We start from the raw sequence: 22,100 nt of genomic DNA on the forward strand, positions 1-22,100 counted from the left end.
GATTATATCTTTTCACATTAGAGGTAGTCAACGGCTGAAACCCTTTATTTGCAACTGTTTTCACATTGTTTCACTGTAATATTTATTTGCATTAAACTATTCATATACTTCAAAAAAACGCCATAGTTTAATCACAGTGTTTTAACACTCTAGTTATATCCAGTACATTTATAGTCCTTGCATTTCTTTGAATGATACTTAAATCATCAGGAAACTTTCTCACTTCTGATAGGATCAGCTGCACGAAACCACCGAAACAATACAAAAGCGGTTAATACAAACACCATATACACCAGGCTAAATTCGAAGGTGAACCCTGTCAGTGATCGAAGAATCTCCTTGGCAAGGGTCATCGGTCTCATCAGGTCCCAGCTGTTGAATCTGAGAAACCGTCCGATGAAAACACCGAAAGATGCCACAAAAGATACGCTTACCACCGATAAAACAGATAGGAGCATGCCCTTCTTAAGTCGAATGTGATCATAAAGTCTGCTGAGTGATTCCATTCCAATGAGCAGCCCATAAAAAGCCCCCAGAGCGATCACAAGGAGTTTACTCCATGCAAACAGTTCAGTGGAATATCTGGTGCCACTCTCGCTTGAATAAGGCTCTACTGGTACACTCCAGATCATCTGATCGTTGGACAGATGAATGATGTCGGTAATCATGTAGATGGCATTGGGAAAAAAGACAAGCCACAAGAGCAGGTATGCAGCCCTTCTCCACTTTTTTTCGGTATCCATTCCATACTGCACGAACACAAGAGGAAGGGAGGCAAGAAAGACATTCCAGACCAGCATGAGAAACAGAAAGTTTCCCGAGCTGAAAAATAATGCCAGTGATGCAGCGCCATAAATCAGAATAAACAGTGCTATGTTTCGATAAATCCTCATTTGCTCCTCTCCTACCCTATCCATTTACTCTCTGTAAAAGAACAATGCATCCTAAAGAGCATTAGTATTCTTTCTCCAAAGGGTGCATTTAAAATTCATTTTTGTGACTATTTATTGGTGTCAATAAACTTCCAGCCGTTCTTGAAATAATCCAGTCCGGACATGATGGTGAAGAACACCGCCACATACATGACCACCGGTGGGAATATACTGAAGAAAGACTCCAGGAATGGCACCCTCTGGAATAAATCCATCAGATACTCTTCCTTCAGGGAAATCAGATGAATCAGCATCGATATGATGGCGATGATCTGAGTAGTCGTCTTGATCTTCCCCCAGATGCTTGCTGCAATGACGACGCCTTCATTGGCAGCTATGGTTCTCAGTCCGGAAACCGCAAATTCTCGAGCAATGATCACTACAGCCACCCAGGCACCAATAAGATTGTATTCCACCAATGCGATAAGTGCTGATGTAACCAGCAGCTTGTCAGCCAATGGATCCATGAACTTGCCGAAATTCGTGATGAGGTTATCCCTTCTGGCAATCTTGCCATCCAGATGATCCGTGTATGCCGCGATACTGAATACTATAGTAGCCAGCGTGACATTGAAAGGGATCTGTCCAACTGAAATGAGTATCAGAAAGACTGGCACTAAAAACATTCTAAACAAGGTCAGTTTATTTGGTAAATTCATATTTATCCACTCCAAATCGCTTCTATTCGCTTTAATTAAATCTGAAAAATAAAAGACTGTATAATCCACATCAATATCTTCTCATATTCTTACCTTTTTCACAAGAAGAACTACTCTTCTAAATCGAATTCGTTCAGAAGGACCTGTCTCGGTTTTGATCCGTCCCTTTCGGAAATGACGCCCCGGTCTTCCAGTTCATCCATGATCCGCGCTGCGCGGTTGTAGCCAATCCGCATCTTCCTCTGCAGGAAGGACGTGGATGCCTGCTGATTCTCTACGACTACCTTGACTGCATCACGGTAGAGTTCATCCCCCTCATCGCCTAGGTCCGAATCCCCCTTCCCTTTTTCGATGTGGTTGATGATTTCCTCATCGTAGGCCAGTTTATCTTTATGCACCTTGATTCTGGACACAATGGCTTCCACTTCTTCTTCCGAAATAAATGCACCCTGAATTCTCTTCGGCTTCTGTTCTCCTACAGGATAATAGAGCATATCTCCTTTCCCTAGGAGTTTTTCCGCCCCACCTGAATCCAGAATCGTTCTGGAATCGATGGCGCTGGATACCGCAAAGGAAATACGGGATGGAATATTCGCTTTGATGACCCCTGTAATGACATCCACTGAAGGCCTCTGGGTCGCAATCACAAGATGCATGCCAGCGGCTCTGGCCATCTGAGCCAGTCTCGCAATGTAGTCTTCCACTTCATTGGCTGATACCATCATAAGATCCGCAAGTTCGTCTACGATAATGACGATATAGGGCAGGCTCTGGAGCTCCTTTTTCTTTTTCGCAATTTCATTGAATCCTTCGATGTTTCGGACGCCATGCTCTGCAAAAGACTGATATCTTCTAGTCATTTCATTGACTGCCCAGTTCAGAGCTCCTGCTGCCTTCTTAGGGTCCGTCACAACAGGAATAAGCAGATGGGGAATGCCATTATAAACATTCAGTTCAACTACCTTAGGATCGACCATAAGAAGTCTTACATGCTCCGGATCGTATTTATACAGTATGGAAATGATCAGTGAATTAATGCATACACTTTTACCTGAACCTGTAGCTCCAGCAATCAGAACATGGGGCATTTTGGATAAATCCCCAATGATCGCTTCTCCAGAGATGTCTTTTCCTAAAGCCACTGAAATTTTCTTCGTGCTTTTCTGGAACTTCGCATCTTCGATGACTTCTCTGAGATACACTGGAGTGGTCTCCTTATTTGGAATTTCAATTCCCACAGCCGCCTTGCCTGGTATCGGTGCTTCAATTCTGACCCCTCTGGCTGCAAGGGCTAGTGCAATGTCGTCCGAAAGATTCACGATTCTTGATACTTTGACGCCGGCTTTCGGCTGAAGCTCGTATCTCGTCACTGAAGGTCCTTTGGATACATTAATGACTCTCGCTTCCACCCCGAAGGACATCAGTGTCTCTTCAAGCTTCTTTGCGTTCTCGATGATCTCATTCCGATCTTCGTTGGCCAGCATCCCTTTGATGTTCTGCTTAAGCAGTGCGATTTCAGGGAATTCGTATAAAGGCTTTTCAAGGTCATCCAGACCGATCTGGCTTCCCTCTATTTCAAAAGAATCACTATGGTCCGCTTTACGCTTCTCCTCCGTGATTTGAGGTCTCTCTTCAGTTTTCGCGGTTTTCTGCTCCATACCTGCATTATTTCCGCTCTTCAGTGTAGCCTTTTCCAGTTCCGATACAGGTGTTTCTGCATTTTTCCCCAGAATCTGTATTTCTCTTGACATATCATCCTCTTTGGACAGCACACGCTCAAGCCCGTCATTTTCTTCCAGGTCGAGGTTGATGAAGGGAGATTGCGTCTCCACTTTCTTTGATTCCACAGGCTCCTCTTCACTCTGATTCATCATTTCAAGAATTTTCAGCTTGTCCTGGATTTTCTTTTCTTCCGGATTGTCTTTTTTCAGTTCTTTCTGCGCCTGGGCTTCTTCGATTTTCACAGCGATTTTACCCTTTGCATCGAGCCGTGCCTGATTGCTTTTTCTCAGCATATCATAAATCGTAGTATTGAATATAAGTATGATTGCCACAACATAGAAGCACCCGGCAATGATATATGTTCCAAGAGGTCCCAGCAGTCGATAAAGCGGGACAGCCATAGAAAGCCCCAGAATCCCTCCATGCTGGATGTCATTGATATTCATCAGATTCTTCAGGGTAACCATGAAACCTTCTCTGTGAACTGCTTCCATTCGATTCAGTGATAACAGCATTGCGGTAACGAGCAACACAAGAAGTGCGCCATAGGTTTTCTTATTCGAGAAAATCCAGGGTCTCCTTACAATCAGCGCCGTACCCATGAGCATGAAAATGAAGGGAAAGATGTATGCCATCATCCCTAGAATCGCTATGAGAATCTCTTTAATGCTTTCCCCTAATATCCCTACACTTCCTGATACCATGGAAATAAACGAAAAAATACCCAGCCCTAAGAAAGCCAGTCCTATAAGTTCCTGATAAAAATATTTCCTTTTTTCTTCTACTGCTTTCGAGGCCGTCCTGCTACCAGCTCTTTTTCCGGTAGCTTTTGCATTGGTTTTTTTACGAGCAGAAGTAGATGATTTGGTTTTCGCTGCGGACCGATTGCTGTTTCGTGTTGAGGTCCTTTTTGTACTGCTTGTTTCTTTCAAGAAAACTACCTCCACAATCTCTATATATTAGATGACATCTATATTCTACCACATTCTAAGTATCAATTGAAACAAGGAGTGCATCAGCTTTGATGCCATGCTTTTGCCTCATACCTGCAGCTGCCGGATGTTCCAGCCGTCCATTGCCGTTCCTGTACTGCTTCTGAAATGATCATTTCTAGGGTATAATGTAAGCAAAAACTGGAGGCTGTAATGAAAGCAGACAATCGATTCATCAAAACATATACACAAGGAAGAGTCACTGTTATGGAAATCTGGGTGGACCGGGAGACCGGAGTAAACTACATCTATCATGCTGCCGGTTATTCGGGTGGTCTCACTGTCCTTCTGGACAAGGATGGAAAACCTGTCATAACGCCACAAATGGATCTTCCATACTGATCTTCTTTCCGTAATTTCACCTGTTCATCTAACAAAACCTCTGAAAAACACTATTTATTTATTGAATAACAATAAATAAATGTTATAATACAGTAAAGGGGGTTTGATTATGAACTATAGTAAATCAGCCAGACATATCGTCTTTCTTCTCTTCATGCTTTCCGCCGCTCTGGTCTTAGGCACTGGATGTAAAAGCAGTAACGATGCTCCGATTTCAGCTGAGCCAAGCTATACTGTAACCTTTATCAATATGTCTGAGCAGCGCATTTCCGAAATCCATTTCAAGCAGAACCTGAGCAGTGGCGGAAGTATGAACGCTGATGGTTCACCTATAGAGTATGGAGAGAGTCTATTTTTTGATTTCGACTCTCCAGACACCAGCGCTTTATTCTCGGTACTTGATGAGGAGAAAAAGGTTCTTTTATCAGAAACTGTAGAACTCAGTTTCAATGAAGAAAAAAACATCACGATTCATATGGAAGATGACAAAGAAGGTGTAGCATTCAAAGTTGTTTCTCCTTGAACAGCATTTTTTGCAATCTAAAACGGGACAGCATCTGCTGTCCCGTTTTCTGATTACTGCTGTTCTTTTTCAGCCTGTTCCTTCTTTTCCATGTCAATAAGAGCATCTCTTCTGGAAAGATTGATTCTTCCCTGATTGTCGATTTCAGATACTTTGACGAGGATTTCATCTCCTACATCAACGATGTCTTCCACTTTTTCGACTCTCTTCTTGTCAAGTTTGGAAATATGGACAAGTCCTTCCTTGTTCGGAAGAATTTCAACAAATGCACCAAACGGCATGATCTTGATGACTTTACCAAGATAAATCTCACCCGGTACGACTTCCTTGACGATTCCTTCGATGATGGAGATCGCCTTCTTCACCATTTCGATGTCTGACCCACCAACGAAAACCTTACCGGTATCATCGATATCGATCTTCACGCCGGTTTCTGCGATGATCTTGTTGATCACCTTACCACCGGATCCGATGACGTCTCTGATCTTATCAGGATTGATGTTCAGTGTGAAGATCTTCGGTGCATACTGGGAAACTTCTGGTCTTGCTTCCTTGATGGCTCCCTCCATTACTTTCAGGATTTCAAGTCGTGCAGTCTTTGCATCCCTGATGGATTTCTCGATGACAGCTGGTGAAAGTCCCGCAATCTTGGTATCCACCTGGATCGCAGTGATTCCCTCTGTTGTTCCAGCCACCTTGAAGTCCATGTCTCCGAAGAAGTCCTCTACCCCTTGAATATCGGTCACTACTTCTTCTTTCACAAGATCATCTGTAGTGAACAGTCCCATGGCGATACCAGCTGCTGGTCTCTTCAGTGGAACACCTGCATCAAGCAGCGCGAGGGTGGATGCACAGACAGAAGCCTGTGAAGTGGATCCATTGGAGGAGAGTACTTCAGATACAACTCTGATGGTGTATGGGAAGTCTTCTTCACTTGGAATCAGTGGCTCAATGGCTTTTTCAGCCAGGGCACCGTGTCCGATTTCTCTTCTTCCTGGTCCTCTCATGGGTCTGGTTTCCCCGACAGAGTAGGATGGGAAATTATAGTGATGGATATAACGTTTGCTTTCTTCTTCACTTACGCCATCCAGTATCTGAATGTCTCCGATTGCTCCCAGGGTCGTAACCGCCATAACCTGAGTGGAGCCTCTGGAAAACACACCTGAACCGTGGGTTCTAGGCAGTACTGCAACTTCTGAGGAAAGCTTTCTGATCTCATCGAATCTTCTTCCGTCCACTCTCTTATGTTCCAGAATCGCCATGTCTCTGACGGTTTCTTTCTGAAGCAGATATAAGGTTTCCGCGATGTCGCTCTTTCCTTCAGGATACTTCTCCCCGAATTCCTCAGCAACCTTGGCCTTCACTTCATCAAGCTTAACGCTTCTTTCCGCTTTGTCCACGATATGCATCGCTTCAGCAACCATTTCTCCTGCGAATGCTCTGACGTCCTTTTCGATTTCCGCATCAAGTGTATACAGTACAGGAACCTTCTTCTCTTTACCATATTTCTCTGTGAGTTCTTTCTGCATGGTAATGATCGGCTGACAGGCTTCAAACCCGAACTGGATTCCCTTGATCATGGTATCTTCATCCACTTCCTGAGCGCCGGCTTCAATCATCATGATTCTTTCATCCGTCGCACAGACTGTAAGTGAAAGTGCACTCTCTTCTCTCTGCTTGGACGTAGGATTCACAATGAACTCTCCATCGATGTATCCGATCATTACCGCCGCCAGAGGCGTTGTGTAAGGAATGGATGATAGAAGCAGAGCTGTCGCTGCTGCATTGATGGCCAGAATTTCCGGTAGATTGTCATTCTCCACAGATAGAACGGTGCAGACAACCTGCACATCGTTTCTGTATCCCTTTGGGAACAGAGGTCTCAGTGGTCTGTCAATGGCTCTTCCTGAAAGAATGGCCTTCTCTGAAGGTCTTCCTTCTCTCTTTATGAATCCTCCAGGAATCTTACCTACAGCATACATTTTTTCTTCATAATCCACAGCCAGCGGGAAGAAGTCGATCCCATCTCTTGGTTTTTCCGAAGAATTCGCATTGACCATGACGACTGTATCTCCATAATTCATGAAAATTGCAGCATCAGACAGCATTCCTCTTTCTCCGAATTCGATTCCGAAATTTCTTCCAGCAACCTGGATTTCATGTTTAATTTGCATTGATTCATCTCCTTTTTGTTCTGCCTCCACAAGCCTTCAAAAACTAAAGGAGTCCTTGGATCTGATAAATTTTTTAAAAATCAAAAAATCAACACATTGCATTCTTTGATTTTTAAAAAACATCAGATAAGAATCTCTATATTGAAACGACTTATGGGGCTTTGTACTACATGACTTGAATAAAAGCCTTAATGAAAAGCTTTATATCCAGTATATACTAAAAGCCTGCTTCAGAAAAGCAGGCTCAGAGTACATTTTTTAATTATCTTCTGATTCCAAGCTTCGCTATGATATCTCTGTATCTTTCAATATCCTCAGCCATCAGATAGTTAAGAAGACCCCTTCTCTGACCAACCATCATAAGAAGACCTCTTCTTGAATGGTGATCCTTCTTGTGGATCTTAAGATGCCCTGTCAAAGAGTTGATCCTCTCTGTGAGCAGTGCGATCTGCACTTCTGGTGAACCTGTGTCACCTTCGTGTCTTGCGTGTTCCTGGATGATTTCCAGCTTTCTTGCCTTATCCATTTGCTTTACCTCCTGATCAATTATCCCCTATGACCATGTTAAAAGACAGCAAACCTAATAACATAGTTCATGGTTCGTTACGTATTATACCACACTGAAGTCCTTACTGCAATTATAAAAGCATAGAAAGTTCCTGCTCTGAAGCATACCTTTCGTCTTTTTTCAGCTGCTCTACAAGTTCATCCAGTGTATCATATTTTTCTTCATCTCTCATATACTCCACAAAGTACAGCTTCACTTCCTGTCCGTAGATTTCACGGTCAAAATCCAGAATGTAGGTTTCAATACTCAGATTTTTCCCATCTACAGTCGGATTGTACCCGACTGAGGTGATACTTTTATGAAGTGTCCCATCAATCATGATGTTTGTGTAATATACACCTGTCTTTGGTATCACATACTTTGTATCATAACTCATATTGGCTGTTGGAAAACCAAGCTTTCTGCCCAGCTTCTTTCCACCGATGATGGTTCCTCGTAGCATGAAGGGTTCGAAAAGGAGCCTGTTCGCCTCCTTCATCTCCCCTTTCAGAATCAGATTCCTGATCCTGGTGCTGCTGATGACATCATCATTGCTCAGAGCGGCATCCATGACGAAGAGTTTGAACCCGTATTTATCCGCCATTTCACGTAAGGTGTCCACATTCCCTTTGTTCTGATATCCATACTTGTAGTTGAATCCGACAACAAATCCCTTGGCATTGAAGTCATGGATCAGGCTAAGTATGAAATCCTCCGCCTCAGTCTGCATGTATTCCATAGTGAACGACACAAATATTGTAGCATCTACACCTTTGGCCTTCAGCAGATGGATCTTCTGTTTGTTGTCCATCAGAAGTTTCGGTGCAAGCTCCGGTTTCGCCACAGTCAGAGGATGATTCTTAAAAGTATAGACAGCGCTTTTCAGGCCATCAGCCATGGCTTCATCCACTACTTTGTTTATGAGCGTCATATGGCCCTTGTGAAGACCATCAAAACTCCCTAAAGCAATGTATGTGCCTTCTTTAAAATCTTCCTTGACATTTTCATCAATTATTATCATTTCAAACCTCACATAAGATTTACTTTCAGATAAAGGAAATCTTCTTTCCTCTCCACTATCCCCAATAGGTCTCCTTCTTCAGAGTACCCTCTGTAAAGCCCCTCGTCAATTGAACTGGTCAGTCTGCCGTCTTTCACCTTCACCCCATTGATGACCAGTTTCAGAAAGCCGGCCGGAATGGTGATGTCAGTATAGGCACTGAGAACGTCATCCATCTGGATCAGATATTTTTCAACTCCGTGCTTTTCCAGCATGTCCAATGTGATCGCATTTTCCATGGAAAACGTTCCAGTTCCTTCCCGTATGAGGCTTGTCATAATGGCCCCACAGCCCAGTTTCTGTCCGAGATCATCAATGATGCTTCTGACGTACGTGCCTTTAGAGCAGGAAAGAAGAATTTCGCCCTCGTCCTCCTGAAAAGAAGTGAGCTGAACGTCCAGTACATGGATCTTTCTCTTTTCACGCTCCACCTCAATTCCATCCCGTGCAAGATCATACAGTCTTTTCCCGTTGATCTTCAAAGCGGAAAACATAGGCGGAAGCTGCATGGACTCTCCCAGAAACTCCGCAAGTTTTTCCCGTACCAGATGCTCTTCTGGTATCGCCTTTCCAGTATCCTCTACTACACCGAATGCATCCAGTGTATCCGATACTTTACCAAGTTTGAACCCTGCCCGATATATCTTGTTGCCGGCCATGATGTATTCCACAAGTTTTGTAGCCTTGCCTAAGCAGATTGGAAGAACCCCTTCCGCTTCCGGGTCTAGTGTGCCTGTATGGCCTACTTTCCTGATTTTTGACAGTCTTCTCACAGCTGCGACTGCAGCAAAAGAAGTCATGCCCTTTTCTTTGTAAAGGTTGATTACTCCGTTCAAACAGATCTCATCCTTTCTATTTCCTCCAGAATCAGACGCTTCGCTTCTTCCAGTGATTCTGCTTTAATGTTGCAGCCGGCTGCTCTGACATGCCCTCCGCCATCAAACTTCCCGCATAGAGAAGAGGCATCGATCTGAAGTTTGGTTCTGACGCTGACCCTGAAAAAGCCTTCGGCCTCTTTCAGCAGAACAGAGACATCCGCTTCCGGCGGTTCCAGTCCATAATTCACAATATCTCCCGAGTCTCTGTCAGAAATCGATAGGATATTGAAGTCATTGGCCTCCAGGTTCATAATGGACACAAAACCGTCCATATGACTTTCCAGCGTCATCAGGGCTCTTCCAAGAAGCTTGATTCTCTTGAATTCCGATGTGCTGAATAAAACACGTTGAATGTACGAAAAATCAAGTCCTGTTTCAAGGAGCTCCGCTGTGATGCGAAGGGTTTTCGCAGTGGTGGACGGAAACCTGAAGGAACCCGTATCCGATACAATGCCTGTATACAGGCACTGTGCCATGGACTGATCGGGTATGACCCCAAGGGCCTCCATCAGCTCGAATATGATTTCTGCTGTGGATGCGGAGTCAGAATCCACATAATTCAGTTTACCGTACATTTCATTGGACACATGATGATCGATGTTGATCTTGAATATCTCATCAAATCCATCTCTCTCCATGGAAAGCCTTTCTTTATTGCCGCAGTCTAAAGCCAGCAGAAGTTCTCTGTCCTCCCCTATTGTGGCCTCAAGACCATATTCCTCATAGAAGGGAAGAAAGGACAGATTGAGTGGTGCCGGTTCTTTGGATAGCACTACAACATCTTTTCCAAGCTCTCTTAGCGCAAGCGTAATTCCCAGTGTGCTGCCCACAGCATCACCATCTGGTGAAGCGTGGGTAACTACTGCAATTCTGTCTGTCTGCAAGATCTTTTCAGCGATTTCATTCAGATTCATGACTACTGGTCCTTCTGTTCGTTGGCTTTCCGAATCAGTTCATCGATGTGCATTCCACGATCAATGGTGTCATCCACCACAATAATCAGTTCTGGCACGTATCTCATCTGAATCTTCTTGCCTACTTCTCTTCTGATATACCCCGCAGAACTCTTCAGCCCTTCCAGGGATTCTTCCTTCTGTTCTTTGGTTCCGAAGATGCTTGCATATACTTTGGCATATCTCAAGTCCGAGGTAACTTCCACATCTGTTATGGTTATCATGGCAGTGATTCTTGGGTCTTTCAAACCATTCATGATGATCGCAGAAATTTCTTTCTTCATCTCTTCATTGATTCGACCGGCTCTGTATTTTGCCATATTTTCCACCTCATTTCTTTTTCTTTGCGATGACTACAGTTCCTTTCTTGTCACGGACTCCATGACGAAAGCTTCCAGTATGTCACCTTCTTTAATTTCATTATACTTTTCTAGAGAAAGACCGCATTCAAATCCTTCTTTCACTTCCTTGACATCATCCTTGAATCTCTTCAGTGATGCTAAGGTTCCTTCATGAATGATCACGCCATCACGAAGAAGTCTTACCTGTGAATTTCTGGTGATCTTTCCACTCAGCACATAGCACCCTGCGATGGTACCAATGGCTGATACCTTGTAGGTCTGTCTGATTTCAACTCTACCCTGAATAACTTCCTTGATATCAGGTGAAAGCATACCAATCATAGCAGCCTTGATGTCATCTACGGCATGATAGATGATTCTGTAGGTCTTGACATATACATTATCTTTTTCCGCCAGAATCTGTGCATTGTTGTCTGGTCTTACGTTAAACCCGATGACTACCGCGTTGGACGCTGCAGCCAGGGAGATATCTGTTTCTGTGATTGCACCCACACCGCCGTGAATGACTCTGACTTTGATTTCATCCGTTGAAAGCTTTTCCAGACTGTTCTTCAGGGCTTCGATGGAACCCTGGACATCTGCCTTGATGATGATCGGAAGTTCCTGGATTTTTCCTTCCTTCACCTGGCTGTAGAGATCCTCAAGGGATACTCTCATGGTGCTCTGCTGCAGGCTCTTTTCTTTGATTTTACGCGCTTCAGCCATGCCTCTTGCAGTTTTTTCATCTTTTACTTCATTGAACTTGTCTCCCGCCTGTGGCACTTCGGAAAGACCGAGAATCTCCACCGGTATGGAAGGACCCGCACTGTTGATTTTCTTGCCCTTGTCATCGAACATGGCTCGGATTCTTCCGTAGGTGGTCCCTACAAGAATGGAATCTCCCACATTCAGGGTTCCTTTCTGTACAAGCAGTGTGGCCACCGGGCCTCTTCCCTTATCCAGTTCGGATTCAACAACTGTTCCTGCTGCCTTTCTGTTGGGGTCCGCTTTCAGCTCTTCCACTTCCGCTGTGAGCAGAACCATTTCAAGTAGATCGTCAATGCCGATTCTCTGCTTGGCAGATACTGGCACACAGATGGTGTCTCCACCCCATTCTTCAGCCACAAGGCCGTACTCTGTCAGCTCCTGCTTGACACGGTCCACATTGGCACCTTCCACATCAATCTTGTTGATGGCTACGATAATAGGAACCTGTGCAGCCTTACAGTGATTGATGGCCTCAACGGTCTGTGGCATGATTCCGTCATCTGCAGCAACTACAAGAATGACGATGTCGGTAGCCTGTGCTCCTCTGGCTCTCATGGCTGTGAAGGCTTCATGTCCAGGCGTATCCAGGAATGTGATTTTTTCACCATTCAGAGTGACTGTATACGCACCGATGTGCTGTGTGATACCACCAGCTTCACTCTCCGTGACCTTCGCTTTTCTGATCGCATCAAGCAGAGAAGTTTTACCATGGTCAACATGGCCCATTACAGTGACGATTGGCGGTCTCTTCTCCATGTTCACATCCAGCGCATCATCCTGATCATCATCAGAAATTCCTGATGAATCATCTTTTGCCTTGACGACTTCCACTTCCAGGCTCTTCGCCGCTTTTTCAGCTGTCTCATAGTCAATTTCCTGGTTGATTCCCGCCATAATGCCTGTGAAGATCAGGGCCTTTATGACTTCGGCCACTGGCTTGTTCAGTTTTTCAGCAAATTCCTTGACGGTGATGAATTCACCGATTTCGATTCCTGTTACTTCATTGGCCTTTTCCGCATCGATCTTTTCCTGAGCCAGTTCTCTCTTGGATTTCTTCTTCTTCTTCGCAAGATTCACGACTTCTTCTTCCAGAATCTCCTCGTACTCATCCACAATGCTCTTCTCGGTTTTGCCTTCCGTTTCCGTTTCCGGTTCCTTCTTCTCATCACCCAGAAGCTCTTTGATTAGTGCCGCATCTTCTTCTTCCACCACACTCATGTGATTTTTCACTTCAATTCCAAATTCATCCTTTAGAATCGCTATAAGCTCTTTACTCGTTATTTCTAGTTCCTTTGCAAGTTCATACACTCTGATTTTTGACAATAGGACCACCTCCGTATTTATTCTTCTTCCTGTATGCTGCTGTAGATTTCCTGTAACTTCTTAGCCATGCTCTTCTTCGTTACGCCTACAACGGCAATTCCTTCTAAACCCAATGCATATCCTAATTCATCAGGAGTGAAATCCTCAATTAAAGGTACATGATACTTTTCGCTGTAACTTTTGAATTTATCTTTTGTGTTCTCCGAAGCTTCCTTAGAAACGATCATAAGGCTGATCTTTCCAGTTTTAACAGCTTCTTCATTTTTGTTGTATCCCAGAATCAGGTTACCAGATTTTCTGGTAAGTCCAAGGAAGGACAGCATTTTATTCAAGCCTCCACCGCCTTCCGAAGATCATCGTAGATCTCCTGACTGATGCTGGTTTCCAGATTTCTGGAAAGCCTTTTCGTCTTGAATGACTTTTCAAGACAGTCCACATTTCTGCAGACATATGCACCTCTACCGGGCTTTTTGCCTGTAAGGTCAAGGGAGATCTCCCCTTCCTTATTCTTCACCACACGAATGAGCTCTTTCTTAGGCTTCATCTCCATGCAGCCGGTACACATTCTCATTGGTATTTTTTTCACCTTCACATAAAACACCTCTCTTTCATTTTGATCTCAGGCTGAGCAGTTCACCTTCTACAGGTCTGCATCATCCGTTTCCACTGCATCTTCATCCTGAATTTCTTCCATGGACACGTCATCCGCATCGACTATGGCAGCATCATCATTTTCCACGTCTGCAGTCAATTCCGTTTCCTCCAAAGCCATGGCTTCTTCTGCCTCTTTTTTGGCTTCCAGTTCAGCTTCATACTGTTTTCTGCTCTTGATATCAATCTTCCATCCAGTGAGCTTTGCCGCAAGTCTGACATTCTGACCTTCCTTGCCTATGGCAAGTGAAAGCTGATTATCATCTACAATAACCTTGCAGGAGTTTCCTTCCTCCATGATGATGACATCCAGGACCTTGGAAGGACTCAGGGCATTTGCGATGAATTCCTTGGGATCTTTTGACCATTTGATGATATCGATCTTCTCATTTCTCAGTTCATTGACGATATTCTGAACTCTCGTCCCTCTAGGCCCCACACAGGCTCCCATTGGCTCCACTTCAGGGTCGTTGGAATGAACTGCGATCTTTGTTCTGGAACCCGCTTCTCTTGAAATGGCTTTGATTTCAACAATGCCTTCATAGATTTCGGGAACTTCCTTTTCAAAGAGTCTCTTCACCAGACCCGGGTGCGTTCTGGAGACGGAAATCATAGGCCCCTTGGGATTCTGCTTCACTTCTACGATGTAGAGGAGAATCTTGTCATTGAACTCATAGCGTTCTCCCGGAATCTGCTCTGAAGGAGTCAGAACGGTTTCCGTCTTTCCAAGACTGATGTAAACATTCCCCTTGTCCTTTCTCTGAACGGTTCCAGTGATGACATCAAATTCCTTTTCATGATACTGATTATATAGGATGCTTCGCTCCGCTTCCTTGATTCTCTGAGTCACTATCTGCTTTGCGGATTGCGCTGCCACACGGGCAAAATTCGCTGGTGTGACTTCATTCTCCACAAAATCCAGAAGTTCGTAGGTTGGATTGATCTCCTTCGCTTCTTCCAGGGAGATTTCATCCTGCGGATCCATAACCTCTTCTACAACCTGTCTTAATGAATATACTTTGATTTCTCCGGTTTCCCTGTCAATATTCACTCTGACATTCTGAGCCCCGCTGTTGACATAGTTCTTCTTGTACGCTGCAATCATTGCATCTTCAAGGGTCTCGAACAACATCTCCTCACTGATTCCTTTTTCTTCTGCTATGGCCTTTAATGCAAGAATAACTTCATCTTTCTTTTTTTCAGTTGCCTTTGCCATTTTTTCCTCCTCGTACTTGTTATAAATCAACTTCAATATTGATTGATTTCAGATTTTCAAATGTGATTTCCAGTTCATTTTTTTCTTTTAAAATTACAACTTCATGGTCACGGACTTCTTTCAGTACGCCAACAAATTTCTTGGCACCTGCCACCGGTTTTTTTGTCTTGACCATTACCTTTTCACCCAGCGCCTGCTGCATATGCGCTCTGGTGAAGAGGATTCTAAAAATTCCAGGAGAAGAGACCTCCAGATTGTAATCCTCCGCAATGGGGTCCTTCTCATCGAGTATGTCACTCAATCTTCTTGAGACCTTTTCGCAGTCTTCCAGGGAAATTCCATTATCATGGTCGATATAAAAGCGAAGAATATTCATTCCGCTTTCATGGACATATTCCATGTGATAAAGTCTGTAACCCAAAGCTTCAATCTCTTGCGTAAATAGTCCTTCCAGGTCATTTAGTTTAGCCATCATTTCACCTCTTATCCTATTCTGAAACCGCTCTAGGCACTATGTTTTCAGCCTTTGCCGGTTTCGGGTAATGAAAAGCGCAACCAAGATCTCAGTTGCGCCACACAAAACGAAAGAGCGGGTTTTGCCCACTCTCAAAGTTCAAGTTATTCTACTTTTATATAGTATCATAAATTTACTGAAATTTCAACCCCTACTACAGATTGAATAGAGACAGCTGATTTGTGTCATCCATTCCTTCCAGTGCACCGCAGTTGTCCAGGGTTTCAATAACCGTTTTGGATACTTTGCAGCGCAGTCTGAGATCTTCTTTGGAGATGAATTCTCCTCTTTTCGATTCCTCATAGATACTGTTGGCTGCATTCGCCCCCACACCCACAAGGCAGCTTAATGGAGGTCTTATGGCATCTTCTTCGATCAGAAACTTGATTCCATGTGATTTGTACAAGTCCACAGGTTTAAAGGTATATCCTCTCTTGTACATCTCGTAGACAATCTCAAGAATCGTGATCATGTTTTTTTCCTTTGTAGAAGCATTGTTGCCCAGTTCGTAGTACTCGTCCAGCTGTTTTCTCACAGCCAGCTCCCCTTGAAGAATCAGTTCACCATCAAAATCTGAAGCTCGTGTGGAAAAATACGCCGCATAATAAGCCAGAGGATGATAGACCTTGAAATATGCGATGCGCATAGCCATCATACAGTATGCCACAGCGTGTCCTTTGGGAAACATGTACTTGATTTTCTTACAGGATTCGATATACCATTCCGGCACGTCATGCTCGCGCATGATTTTCTCATCATCTTCCTTCAGCCCTTTTCCTTTTCTGACACTTTCCATGATGGTGAAAGCTTTTTTGGAAGGAAGACCTTTATAGATAAGATAGACCATGATGTCATCTCTTGTACTGATACATTCCCCTAGCGTTGTAAACCCTTCCTTGATATAGTACTGGGCATTATTGAGCCACACATCGGTACCATGGGAGAGACCTGATATTCGGACAAGGTCTGCAAAAGTGCTGGGCTTCGTGTCCAGAAGCATTCCCCGGACAAATTTCGTTCCGAATTCCGGAAGTCCAGATGCTCCTAAAGGGATACCCAGCTGTTCCTCCGTTACGCCTAGAGCTTTTGTGGAGGTGAACAGTGATAGCACCTTCTCGTCATTGAGTGGAATGGTTTTAGGATCCAGTCCTGTCAGATCCTGAAGCATCCTCAGCATGGTAGGATCGTCATGCCCCAGAATATCCAGCTTCAGGAGTCTTCCGGAGATGGAATGATAATCAAAGTGGGTGGTGGTGATATCCGATGTCTGGTCATCTGCAGGTCTTTGTACCGGTGTGAAGTTATGAACATCATTATCCCTTGGCACAACCATGATTCCACCCGGATGCTGACCGGTGGTTCTCTTCACGCCAACCATGCCTTGGGACAGTCTTTCCACTTCAGCCGATGGAAGATTCATCTCCTTCTGTTCCAGGTATTTCTTCACGTAGGCATAAGCAGTTTTCTCTGCCACGGTTCCTATGGTTCCGGCTTTGAAAACATAACCTTCTCCAAAAAGCTCTTCCGTATACTTATGAACCACTGCCTGGTATTCGCCTGAAAAGTTCAGATCGATATCCGGTTCCTTATCCCCTTCGAAACCAAGAAAGGTCTCAAATGGGATATCGTGTCCGTCCCTCACATAGGGCGTTCCGCATTCCGGACAATTCTTCAGCGGAAGATCCGCTCCGCTGCTGACGCTTCCGTCAAGGAAGAATTCATTGTGTCTGCAGCTTGGACACCTGTAATGAGGAGGAAGGCCATTCACTTCAGTGATGCCGGTAAAGGTGGCCACAAGAGAGGATCCTACGGAGCCTCTGGAGCCTACCAGATATCCATCGGAAAGAGATTTCGCAACCAGCTTATGGGCAATGAGATACAAGACCGCATAACCATTGCTGATGATGGAGTTCAGCTCTTTCGCCACGCGTTTCTCCACCACCTCCGGAAGCACATCCCCGTAAAGCTTATGGGCTTCGGCCATGGTCATCTCTCTGATTTCCTCGTCTGCGCCTTCGATCTTAGGTGGAAATGTCCCGTTTGGAATGGGTAGGAAGGCTTCAATGCTGTCGGCGATGAGATTCGTGTTCTTCACGACGATCTCATGGGCTTTCTCCTTTCCAAGATAGGAAAAGGCATCCAGCATTTCATCGGTGGTTCTGAAATACAGATCCAGATCATCATTCTGATTACTGTAACCTTGTGCTCCAAGCAGAATCTTTCGGTAGAGCTTGTCTTCTTTGTCGATGTAATGCACATCCCCCGTTGCAGCCACCAGTTTCCCCTGGGACTCCCCAAGGGAGATGATTTTGCGGTTCAGATCCCGAAGACCTTCCAGATCCCTGATTCTTCCATCTTTCAGGAGATCCAGATTGTTTTCGATGGGCTGAACCTCAAGATAGTCGTAATAGGCTGCCATCTTCTCAATCTCATCCTCGGTTCTGCCTTCCATGATGTATCTGACCAGTTCCGAATTGATGCATGCAGAACCAAGAAGAAGACCTTCTCTCTTCTTATCCAGCTGGCTTTTTCTGATTCTTGGTTTCATGTGGAAACTTTTCAGATGTGATTCTGAAACAAGCTCATAAAGGTTCTTCAGACCGGTAGTGTTCTTCACCAGAAGTGTTGTATGAAACATGGGAAGCCTTTTGAAGTCCATGTCCTCTTTGCTTCTTTCGTTCAGCTCTTCAAAGGAATGGATCCCCATGTCCGCCATTTTGTCCATGGATTTCATGAGAATTCTGTGTGTGGTTTTCGCATCATCCACAGCTCTGTGATGAGACCCCATATCGATTCCAAGATGCTTTGCGATGGTGTCCAGACGATGCCTCTTCAGCTCCTTGTAGAGGAATCTGGATAGAGGGACCGTATCCATGATGGGATTGTCTATGGTCATGCCGAAATCCGCCAGATTCTTTCGTATGAATCCCACGTCGAAGTAGGCATTATGCGCCACAAGAATCGTATCTCTGATAAAATCTGAGAATGCTCTGATCACAGGTTCAATGGAAGGAGCATCCTTCACCATGGCGTCTGTAATTCCTGTGAGTTCCGTGATTTTCATGGGAATCGGCCGATGAGGATTGACGAATGCGGAAAACTCATCCACAACAACGCCATCCTTCACTTTCACTGCACCGATTTCTATGATTCTGTCATTTTTCGAGGAGAATCCGGTGGTCTCAATATCGAATATCACCATTTCCTCCAGATCAGGATTGATGTTCTCTACGATATTCAGTTCATCATTGATCACATAAGCTTCCATGCCGTAAATCGCTTTGACTCCGGTTGCTTTAGACTGCTCCATGGCTTCAGGATAGGCTTGAACCACACCATGATCGGTGATCGCCACCGCTTTATGACCGAAATCTTTTGCCTGGCTGAAAATACGCTTGGCGGATGCAAGACCATCCATGCTGCTCATGTTGCTGTGGAAATGCAGTTCCACTCGTTTCTCATCGGCAAGATCCTTGCGCCTGATCTTTTCCATTCTATTGATGTCCTTGGCAATCATCGTCAGTTCCTTTGAATACATGTCAAAGGTGACATTGCCTTTGAATCGGAACACCTCACCTGCTTTGATGGGTAGATCTTCCTCTTCTTTCGTAAAGACTTTCACCGATATGGAGCTGGAGTGATCCGTCACATACAGCAGATACAGATTCTTTCCGTTCTTGAGCTTTCTTACATCCGTCTTGAATACTTCACCATCAATGACACTGACCCCTGAATTATCATCCAGATCTCTGATTCGGATACTCGGTTCCTTGATGGACTTTCCAAGCAGAATACGCTCATCTTTGAATTTCTTGCTGTCCTTTCCGGCTGAAGGAGCCTTCTCTTTCATAGGGACACCTACAGGCTTTGTCGTCCCGGGCACTTCAGTTTTCAGACCCGCTTCTTTTCTCATGACACTCAGTTCATGTCTTACATCAATTTCCTCTTTTTCCGGCGTCAGACTTTCATCCAGCCGAACCTCGATATGGATATCCTTCTGATAAAAGGATGTCAGAACGCGCTCCATCTGCTTCACAGCATTTTTCATCTGAAAATTGCGGATCAGTGCAGGGCTGTAGTGTCTGATCACGAGTTTCGACTCATCAAAACTGACCTTCGCGTCCTTCAGAAAATTATACTTCAGCGGCTCCGTCAGAAAGATGCCCATGAGAACATCCTGGATGTTCTCCTCATGAACTTCATCCAGGATGTTGATGATCGACACATCGCAGTTCTGACCAATGAGTTTATTCAGGAAAGTCGAAATGGGCTCTTTCACACGTGGATCCAGAACATGAAGTGACTTGAGATAAACCCGGAACAGATTCATCTTCTTCGCAAACTCGACTTTCAGCACATTTTCGATTTTAAATGGAGTAAGTGAGGATTCTTTGCTCATCATTTCCTGTATCTCCAAAAATTCCTCCCCCTTTCTCTTCATAAATACTTACATCTTGTCTATTTCTTCCAGTAAAGCGTCAACAAGCTCTTCTTCTTTTACTTTCTTGATGATCAGTCCCTTTTTGAAAATCAGTCCGACACCATTGCCTCCTGCAATTCCGATGTCAGCTTCCCTCGCTTCTCCAGGACCATTCACTACACATCCCATGACAGCAACCTTGATGTTCTTTTTGCTGTCTTTCAAGGCTTCTTCCACCTGATTGGCGATACCAATGAGATCGATCTGTGTTCTTCCGCACGTAGGACACGAAACAAATTCAATTCCTTCCTTCAGATGCCCCGTCGCTTTCAGGATTTCCCTGCCGACTTTGATTTCATCGATACTATCACCGGTAAGGGATACTCGGATCGTGTCTCCGATCCCTTCAGAAAGAAGCCCACCGATTCCGATGGAGCTCTTGATGGTCCCTCTCCAGGGTGTACCTGCTTCGGTTACACCCAGATGCAGAGGATAATCGACCGTATCTGATAACAGTCTGTAGCTGTTCATCATGGTCATCACATCGGAAGATTTGATGGATATGATGATGTCATGGAAGTTATGACTTTCAAGCAGTTCCACATGTCTCATGGCGCTTTCCACAAGACCTTCCGGTGTGACTCTGCCATATTTTGCAAGAATATCTTTTTCAAGAGATCCCGAATTGACCCCTATCCTGATGGGAATTCCTTTTTCCTTGCAGGCATCCGCCAGAAGCCTTACCTTATCGTTGCCTCCGATATTACCCGGATTGATTCTCAGTTTGGAGATTCCGTTCTCAATGCTTTTCAGAGCCAGACGATAGTCGAAATGGATATCCGCCACCACGGGAATGGGAATCTGCCGTGTAATCTCCTTCAATGCTTCCGCCGCTTCCATATCAGGAACAGCACATCGGATAATATCGCATCCGGCTACCATCAGAGCTCTGATCTGATGGAGTGTGGCTTCCACATCTCTCGTGTCTGTATTGGTCATGGACTGGACTGCAATCTTGCTGTCTCCACCCACATATATATCTTTGATTCTGATTTTTCTCGTTCCTCTACGCGTCATGAACTAAAATCCTCCTGGTAAGAAGATATCCTTGAAGGTAATCAGAAGCATGAAGCTCATGAGAACCACAAATCCGATGGTATTCCATACACCTACGAATTTATCCGGCAGTCTTCGTCTGGTGATGAATTCCACCAGCAGGATCAGAATCCAGCCACCATCCAGTGCTGGAAATGGAATCAGATTCAGCACTGCCAGATTGATGCTCAGAAATGCCGCGAAGGATGCCAGTCCCCATAAGGAAACACTGGCCACTTCAGATGAGATTTTGAATATGGTCACAGGACCTCCGAAATCGTTCAGACTTGCGCGACCTGTAAACAGGATCTTCAGTGAAAACAGGGTCTGTGTGATCAGGGATCTTGCCTGATTGACACTTTCTCCGACAGACTCGAAAAATCCGGGCTTCTCCACTGATTCAGGGACAAATCCTACCAATGGTCGACCTTCCGAATCCATGGGTGTTATCTTCTTGATGACGGTTCCTTCCTCTGTTTCTAGCTCCAGGGTTACTTCATTGAACCCGTTGTAGGCGATATAGGTCGAGACATCCTGAAAGGTGTAGGCTTTCTCCTCATTGACGCGCACAATCCGGTCTCCCGCAGTGATACCCGCAGCCTCAGCCGGAGAATCCGGCAGAACCTCGCCTACAACATTGCTGCTGTATCCGTTGAAGAGAACCACCACGAAAAGCACACCAAGGGCCATGATAACATTCATGATCGGCCCGGCAGCGATGATGCTGATCTTCCTCAGGGGACTTTTGGAAAAGAAGGAGCCTTCCCCTGCTTCGTCTTCGGTTTCCCCATACATTTTTACTGAACCACCTATGGGCAGGGCTTTCAGTGAGTAGAGCGTGTTTTTGCCCTGCTTCTTCCAGATTCTGGGACCCATGCCCACTGAAAACTCTTCCACAGTGACCCCGTTTGCTCTTGCCATGATAAAATGTCCGAATTCATGCCCGAGGACCAGTAGTCCAAAGGCAAATATGGATAATAATAGATACAT

General features: G+C 44.8%; 19 protein-coding genes. 2 read left to right on the forward strand and 17 right to left on the reverse strand.

Translation table 11 applies throughout. The features are described from left to right. Positions 1-206 precede the first annotated feature (206 nt). The 3 genes from J3A84_RS01215 to J3A84_RS01225 all read right to left on the reverse strand — a co-directional run bounded on the left by J3A84_RS01215 (position 207) and on the right by J3A84_RS01225 (position 4,245). A complete protein-coding gene (locus J3A84_RS01215; protein WP_207598172.1) occupies positions 207-893 on the reverse strand; it encodes a DUF1361 domain-containing protein in 687 nt (228 codons plus the stop codon). A 107-nt stretch (positions 894-1,000) separates the two neighbouring features. Then, positions 1,001-1,591, reverse strand: a complete 591-nt coding sequence (gene pgsA / locus J3A84_RS01220) for a CDP-diacylglycerol--glycerol-3-phosphate 3-phosphatidyltransferase (protein ID WP_207598173.1) — start codon at positions 1,589-1,591, stop codon at positions 1,001-1,003. Positions 1,592-1,701: 110 nt separating this feature from the next. Then, positions 1,702-4,245: an FtsK/SpoIIIE family DNA translocase gene (locus J3A84_RS01225; RefSeq protein WP_425350706.1), complete on the reverse strand. Its 2,544-nt coding sequence runs from the start codon at positions 4,243-4,245 to the stop codon at positions 1,702-1,704. A 213-nt stretch (positions 4,246-4,458) separates the two neighbouring features. Between J3A84_RS01225 and J3A84_RS01230 the strand changes: the two genes are divergently transcribed. Both J3A84_RS01230 and J3A84_RS01235 read left to right on the forward strand, forming a co-directional pair. Further along, positions 4,459-4,647, forward strand: coding sequence for a DUF6440 family protein (locus J3A84_RS01230; protein ID WP_207598174.1), 189 nt, complete (start codon positions 4,459-4,461; stop codon positions 4,645-4,647). Between the two features lie 109 nt (positions 4,648-4,756). Continuing rightward, entirely contained in the window at positions 4,757-5,170 is a 414-nt protein-coding gene (locus J3A84_RS01235; RefSeq protein ID WP_207598175.1) for a hypothetical protein, read from the forward strand. 53 nt (positions 5,171-5,223) lie between these two features. On the opposite strand, the gene J3A84_RS01240 is transcribed toward J3A84_RS01235, so the two are convergent. The 14 genes from J3A84_RS01240 to rseP form a co-directional block, all read right to left on the reverse strand. Then, entirely contained in the window at positions 5,224-7,344 is a 2,121-nt protein-coding gene (locus J3A84_RS01240) for a polyribonucleotide nucleotidyltransferase (RefSeq protein ID WP_207598176.1), read from the reverse strand. 262 nt (positions 7,345-7,606) lie between these two features. Then, entirely contained in the window at positions 7,607-7,870 is a 264-nt protein-coding gene (gene rpsO / locus J3A84_RS01245) for a 30S ribosomal protein S15 (protein ID WP_207598177.1), read from the reverse strand. 112 nt (positions 7,871-7,982) lie between these two features. Further along, positions 7,983-8,912: a bifunctional riboflavin kinase/FAD synthetase gene (locus J3A84_RS01250; RefSeq protein WP_207598178.1), complete on the reverse strand. Its 930-nt coding sequence runs from the start codon at positions 8,910-8,912 to the stop codon at positions 7,983-7,985. Positions 8,913-8,920: 8 nt separating this feature from the next. Beyond that, positions 8,921-9,787 (reverse strand): tRNA pseudouridine(55) synthase TruB, encoded by an 867-nt coding sequence (gene truB / locus J3A84_RS01255; protein ID WP_207598179.1) that lies wholly within the window; start codon positions 9,785-9,787, stop codon positions 8,921-8,923. After that, the gene (locus J3A84_RS01260) at positions 9,784-10,743 is read right to left on the reverse strand and encodes a DHH family phosphoesterase (RefSeq protein WP_207598180.1); all 960 of its coding nucleotides are present in this window, start codon (positions 10,741-10,743) and stop codon (positions 9,784-9,786) included. The genes truB and J3A84_RS01260 overlap by 4 nt, the downstream gene beginning before the upstream one ends. A gap of 2 nt (positions 10,744-10,745) precedes the next feature. Next, positions 10,746-11,102, reverse strand: coding sequence for a 30S ribosome-binding factor RbfA (gene rbfA / locus J3A84_RS01265; RefSeq protein WP_207598181.1), 357 nt, complete (start codon positions 11,100-11,102; stop codon positions 10,746-10,748). A gap of 33 nt (positions 11,103-11,135) precedes the next feature. After that, positions 11,136-13,214: a translation initiation factor IF-2 gene (infB, locus tag J3A84_RS01270; protein ID WP_207598182.1), complete on the reverse strand. Its 2,079-nt coding sequence runs from the start codon at positions 13,212-13,214 to the stop codon at positions 11,136-11,138. Positions 13,215-13,231: 17 nt separating this feature from the next. Further along, positions 13,232-13,537, reverse strand: a complete 306-nt coding sequence (locus J3A84_RS01275) for a ribosomal L7Ae/L30e/S12e/Gadd45 family protein (RefSeq protein WP_207598493.1) — start codon at positions 13,535-13,537, stop codon at positions 13,232-13,234. A gap of 5 nt (positions 13,538-13,542) precedes the next feature. Further along, a complete protein-coding gene (gene rnpM / locus J3A84_RS01280) occupies positions 13,543-13,806 on the reverse strand; it encodes an RNase P modulator RnpM (RefSeq protein ID WP_342590922.1) in 264 nt (87 codons plus the stop codon). 48 nt (positions 13,807-13,854) lie between these two features. After that, entirely contained in the window at positions 13,855-15,081 is a 1,227-nt protein-coding gene (gene nusA, locus J3A84_RS01285) for a transcription termination factor NusA (protein WP_207598183.1), read from the reverse strand. A 19-nt stretch (positions 15,082-15,100) separates the two neighbouring features. Further along, the gene (locus tag J3A84_RS01290; RefSeq protein WP_242693918.1) at positions 15,101-15,553 is read right to left on the reverse strand and encodes a ribosome maturation factor RimP; all 453 of its coding nucleotides are present in this window, start codon (positions 15,551-15,553) and stop codon (positions 15,101-15,103) included. Positions 15,554-15,749: 196 nt separating this feature from the next. Continuing rightward, positions 15,750-20,036: a PolC-type DNA polymerase III gene (locus J3A84_RS01295; RefSeq protein ID WP_207598185.1), complete on the reverse strand. Its 4,287-nt coding sequence runs from the start codon at positions 20,034-20,036 to the stop codon at positions 15,750-15,752. 6 nt (positions 20,037-20,042) lie between these two features. After that, positions 20,043-21,092 (reverse strand): flavodoxin-dependent (E)-4-hydroxy-3-methylbut-2-enyl-diphosphate synthase, encoded by a 1,050-nt coding sequence (gene ispG, locus J3A84_RS01300; RefSeq protein ID WP_207598186.1) that lies wholly within the window; start codon positions 21,090-21,092, stop codon positions 20,043-20,045. A gap of 3 nt (positions 21,093-21,095) precedes the next feature. Next, positions 21,096-22,100, reverse strand: coding sequence for an RIP metalloprotease RseP (gene rseP, locus J3A84_RS01305; RefSeq protein ID WP_207598187.1), 1,005 nt, complete (start codon positions 22,098-22,100; stop codon positions 21,096-21,098).

This window comes from Proteiniclasticum aestuarii (assembly GCF_017368455.1).
In the GTDB taxonomy this organism is placed as follows: Bacteria; Bacillota; Clostridia; order Clostridiales; family Clostridiaceae; genus Proteiniclasticum; species Proteiniclasticum aestuarii.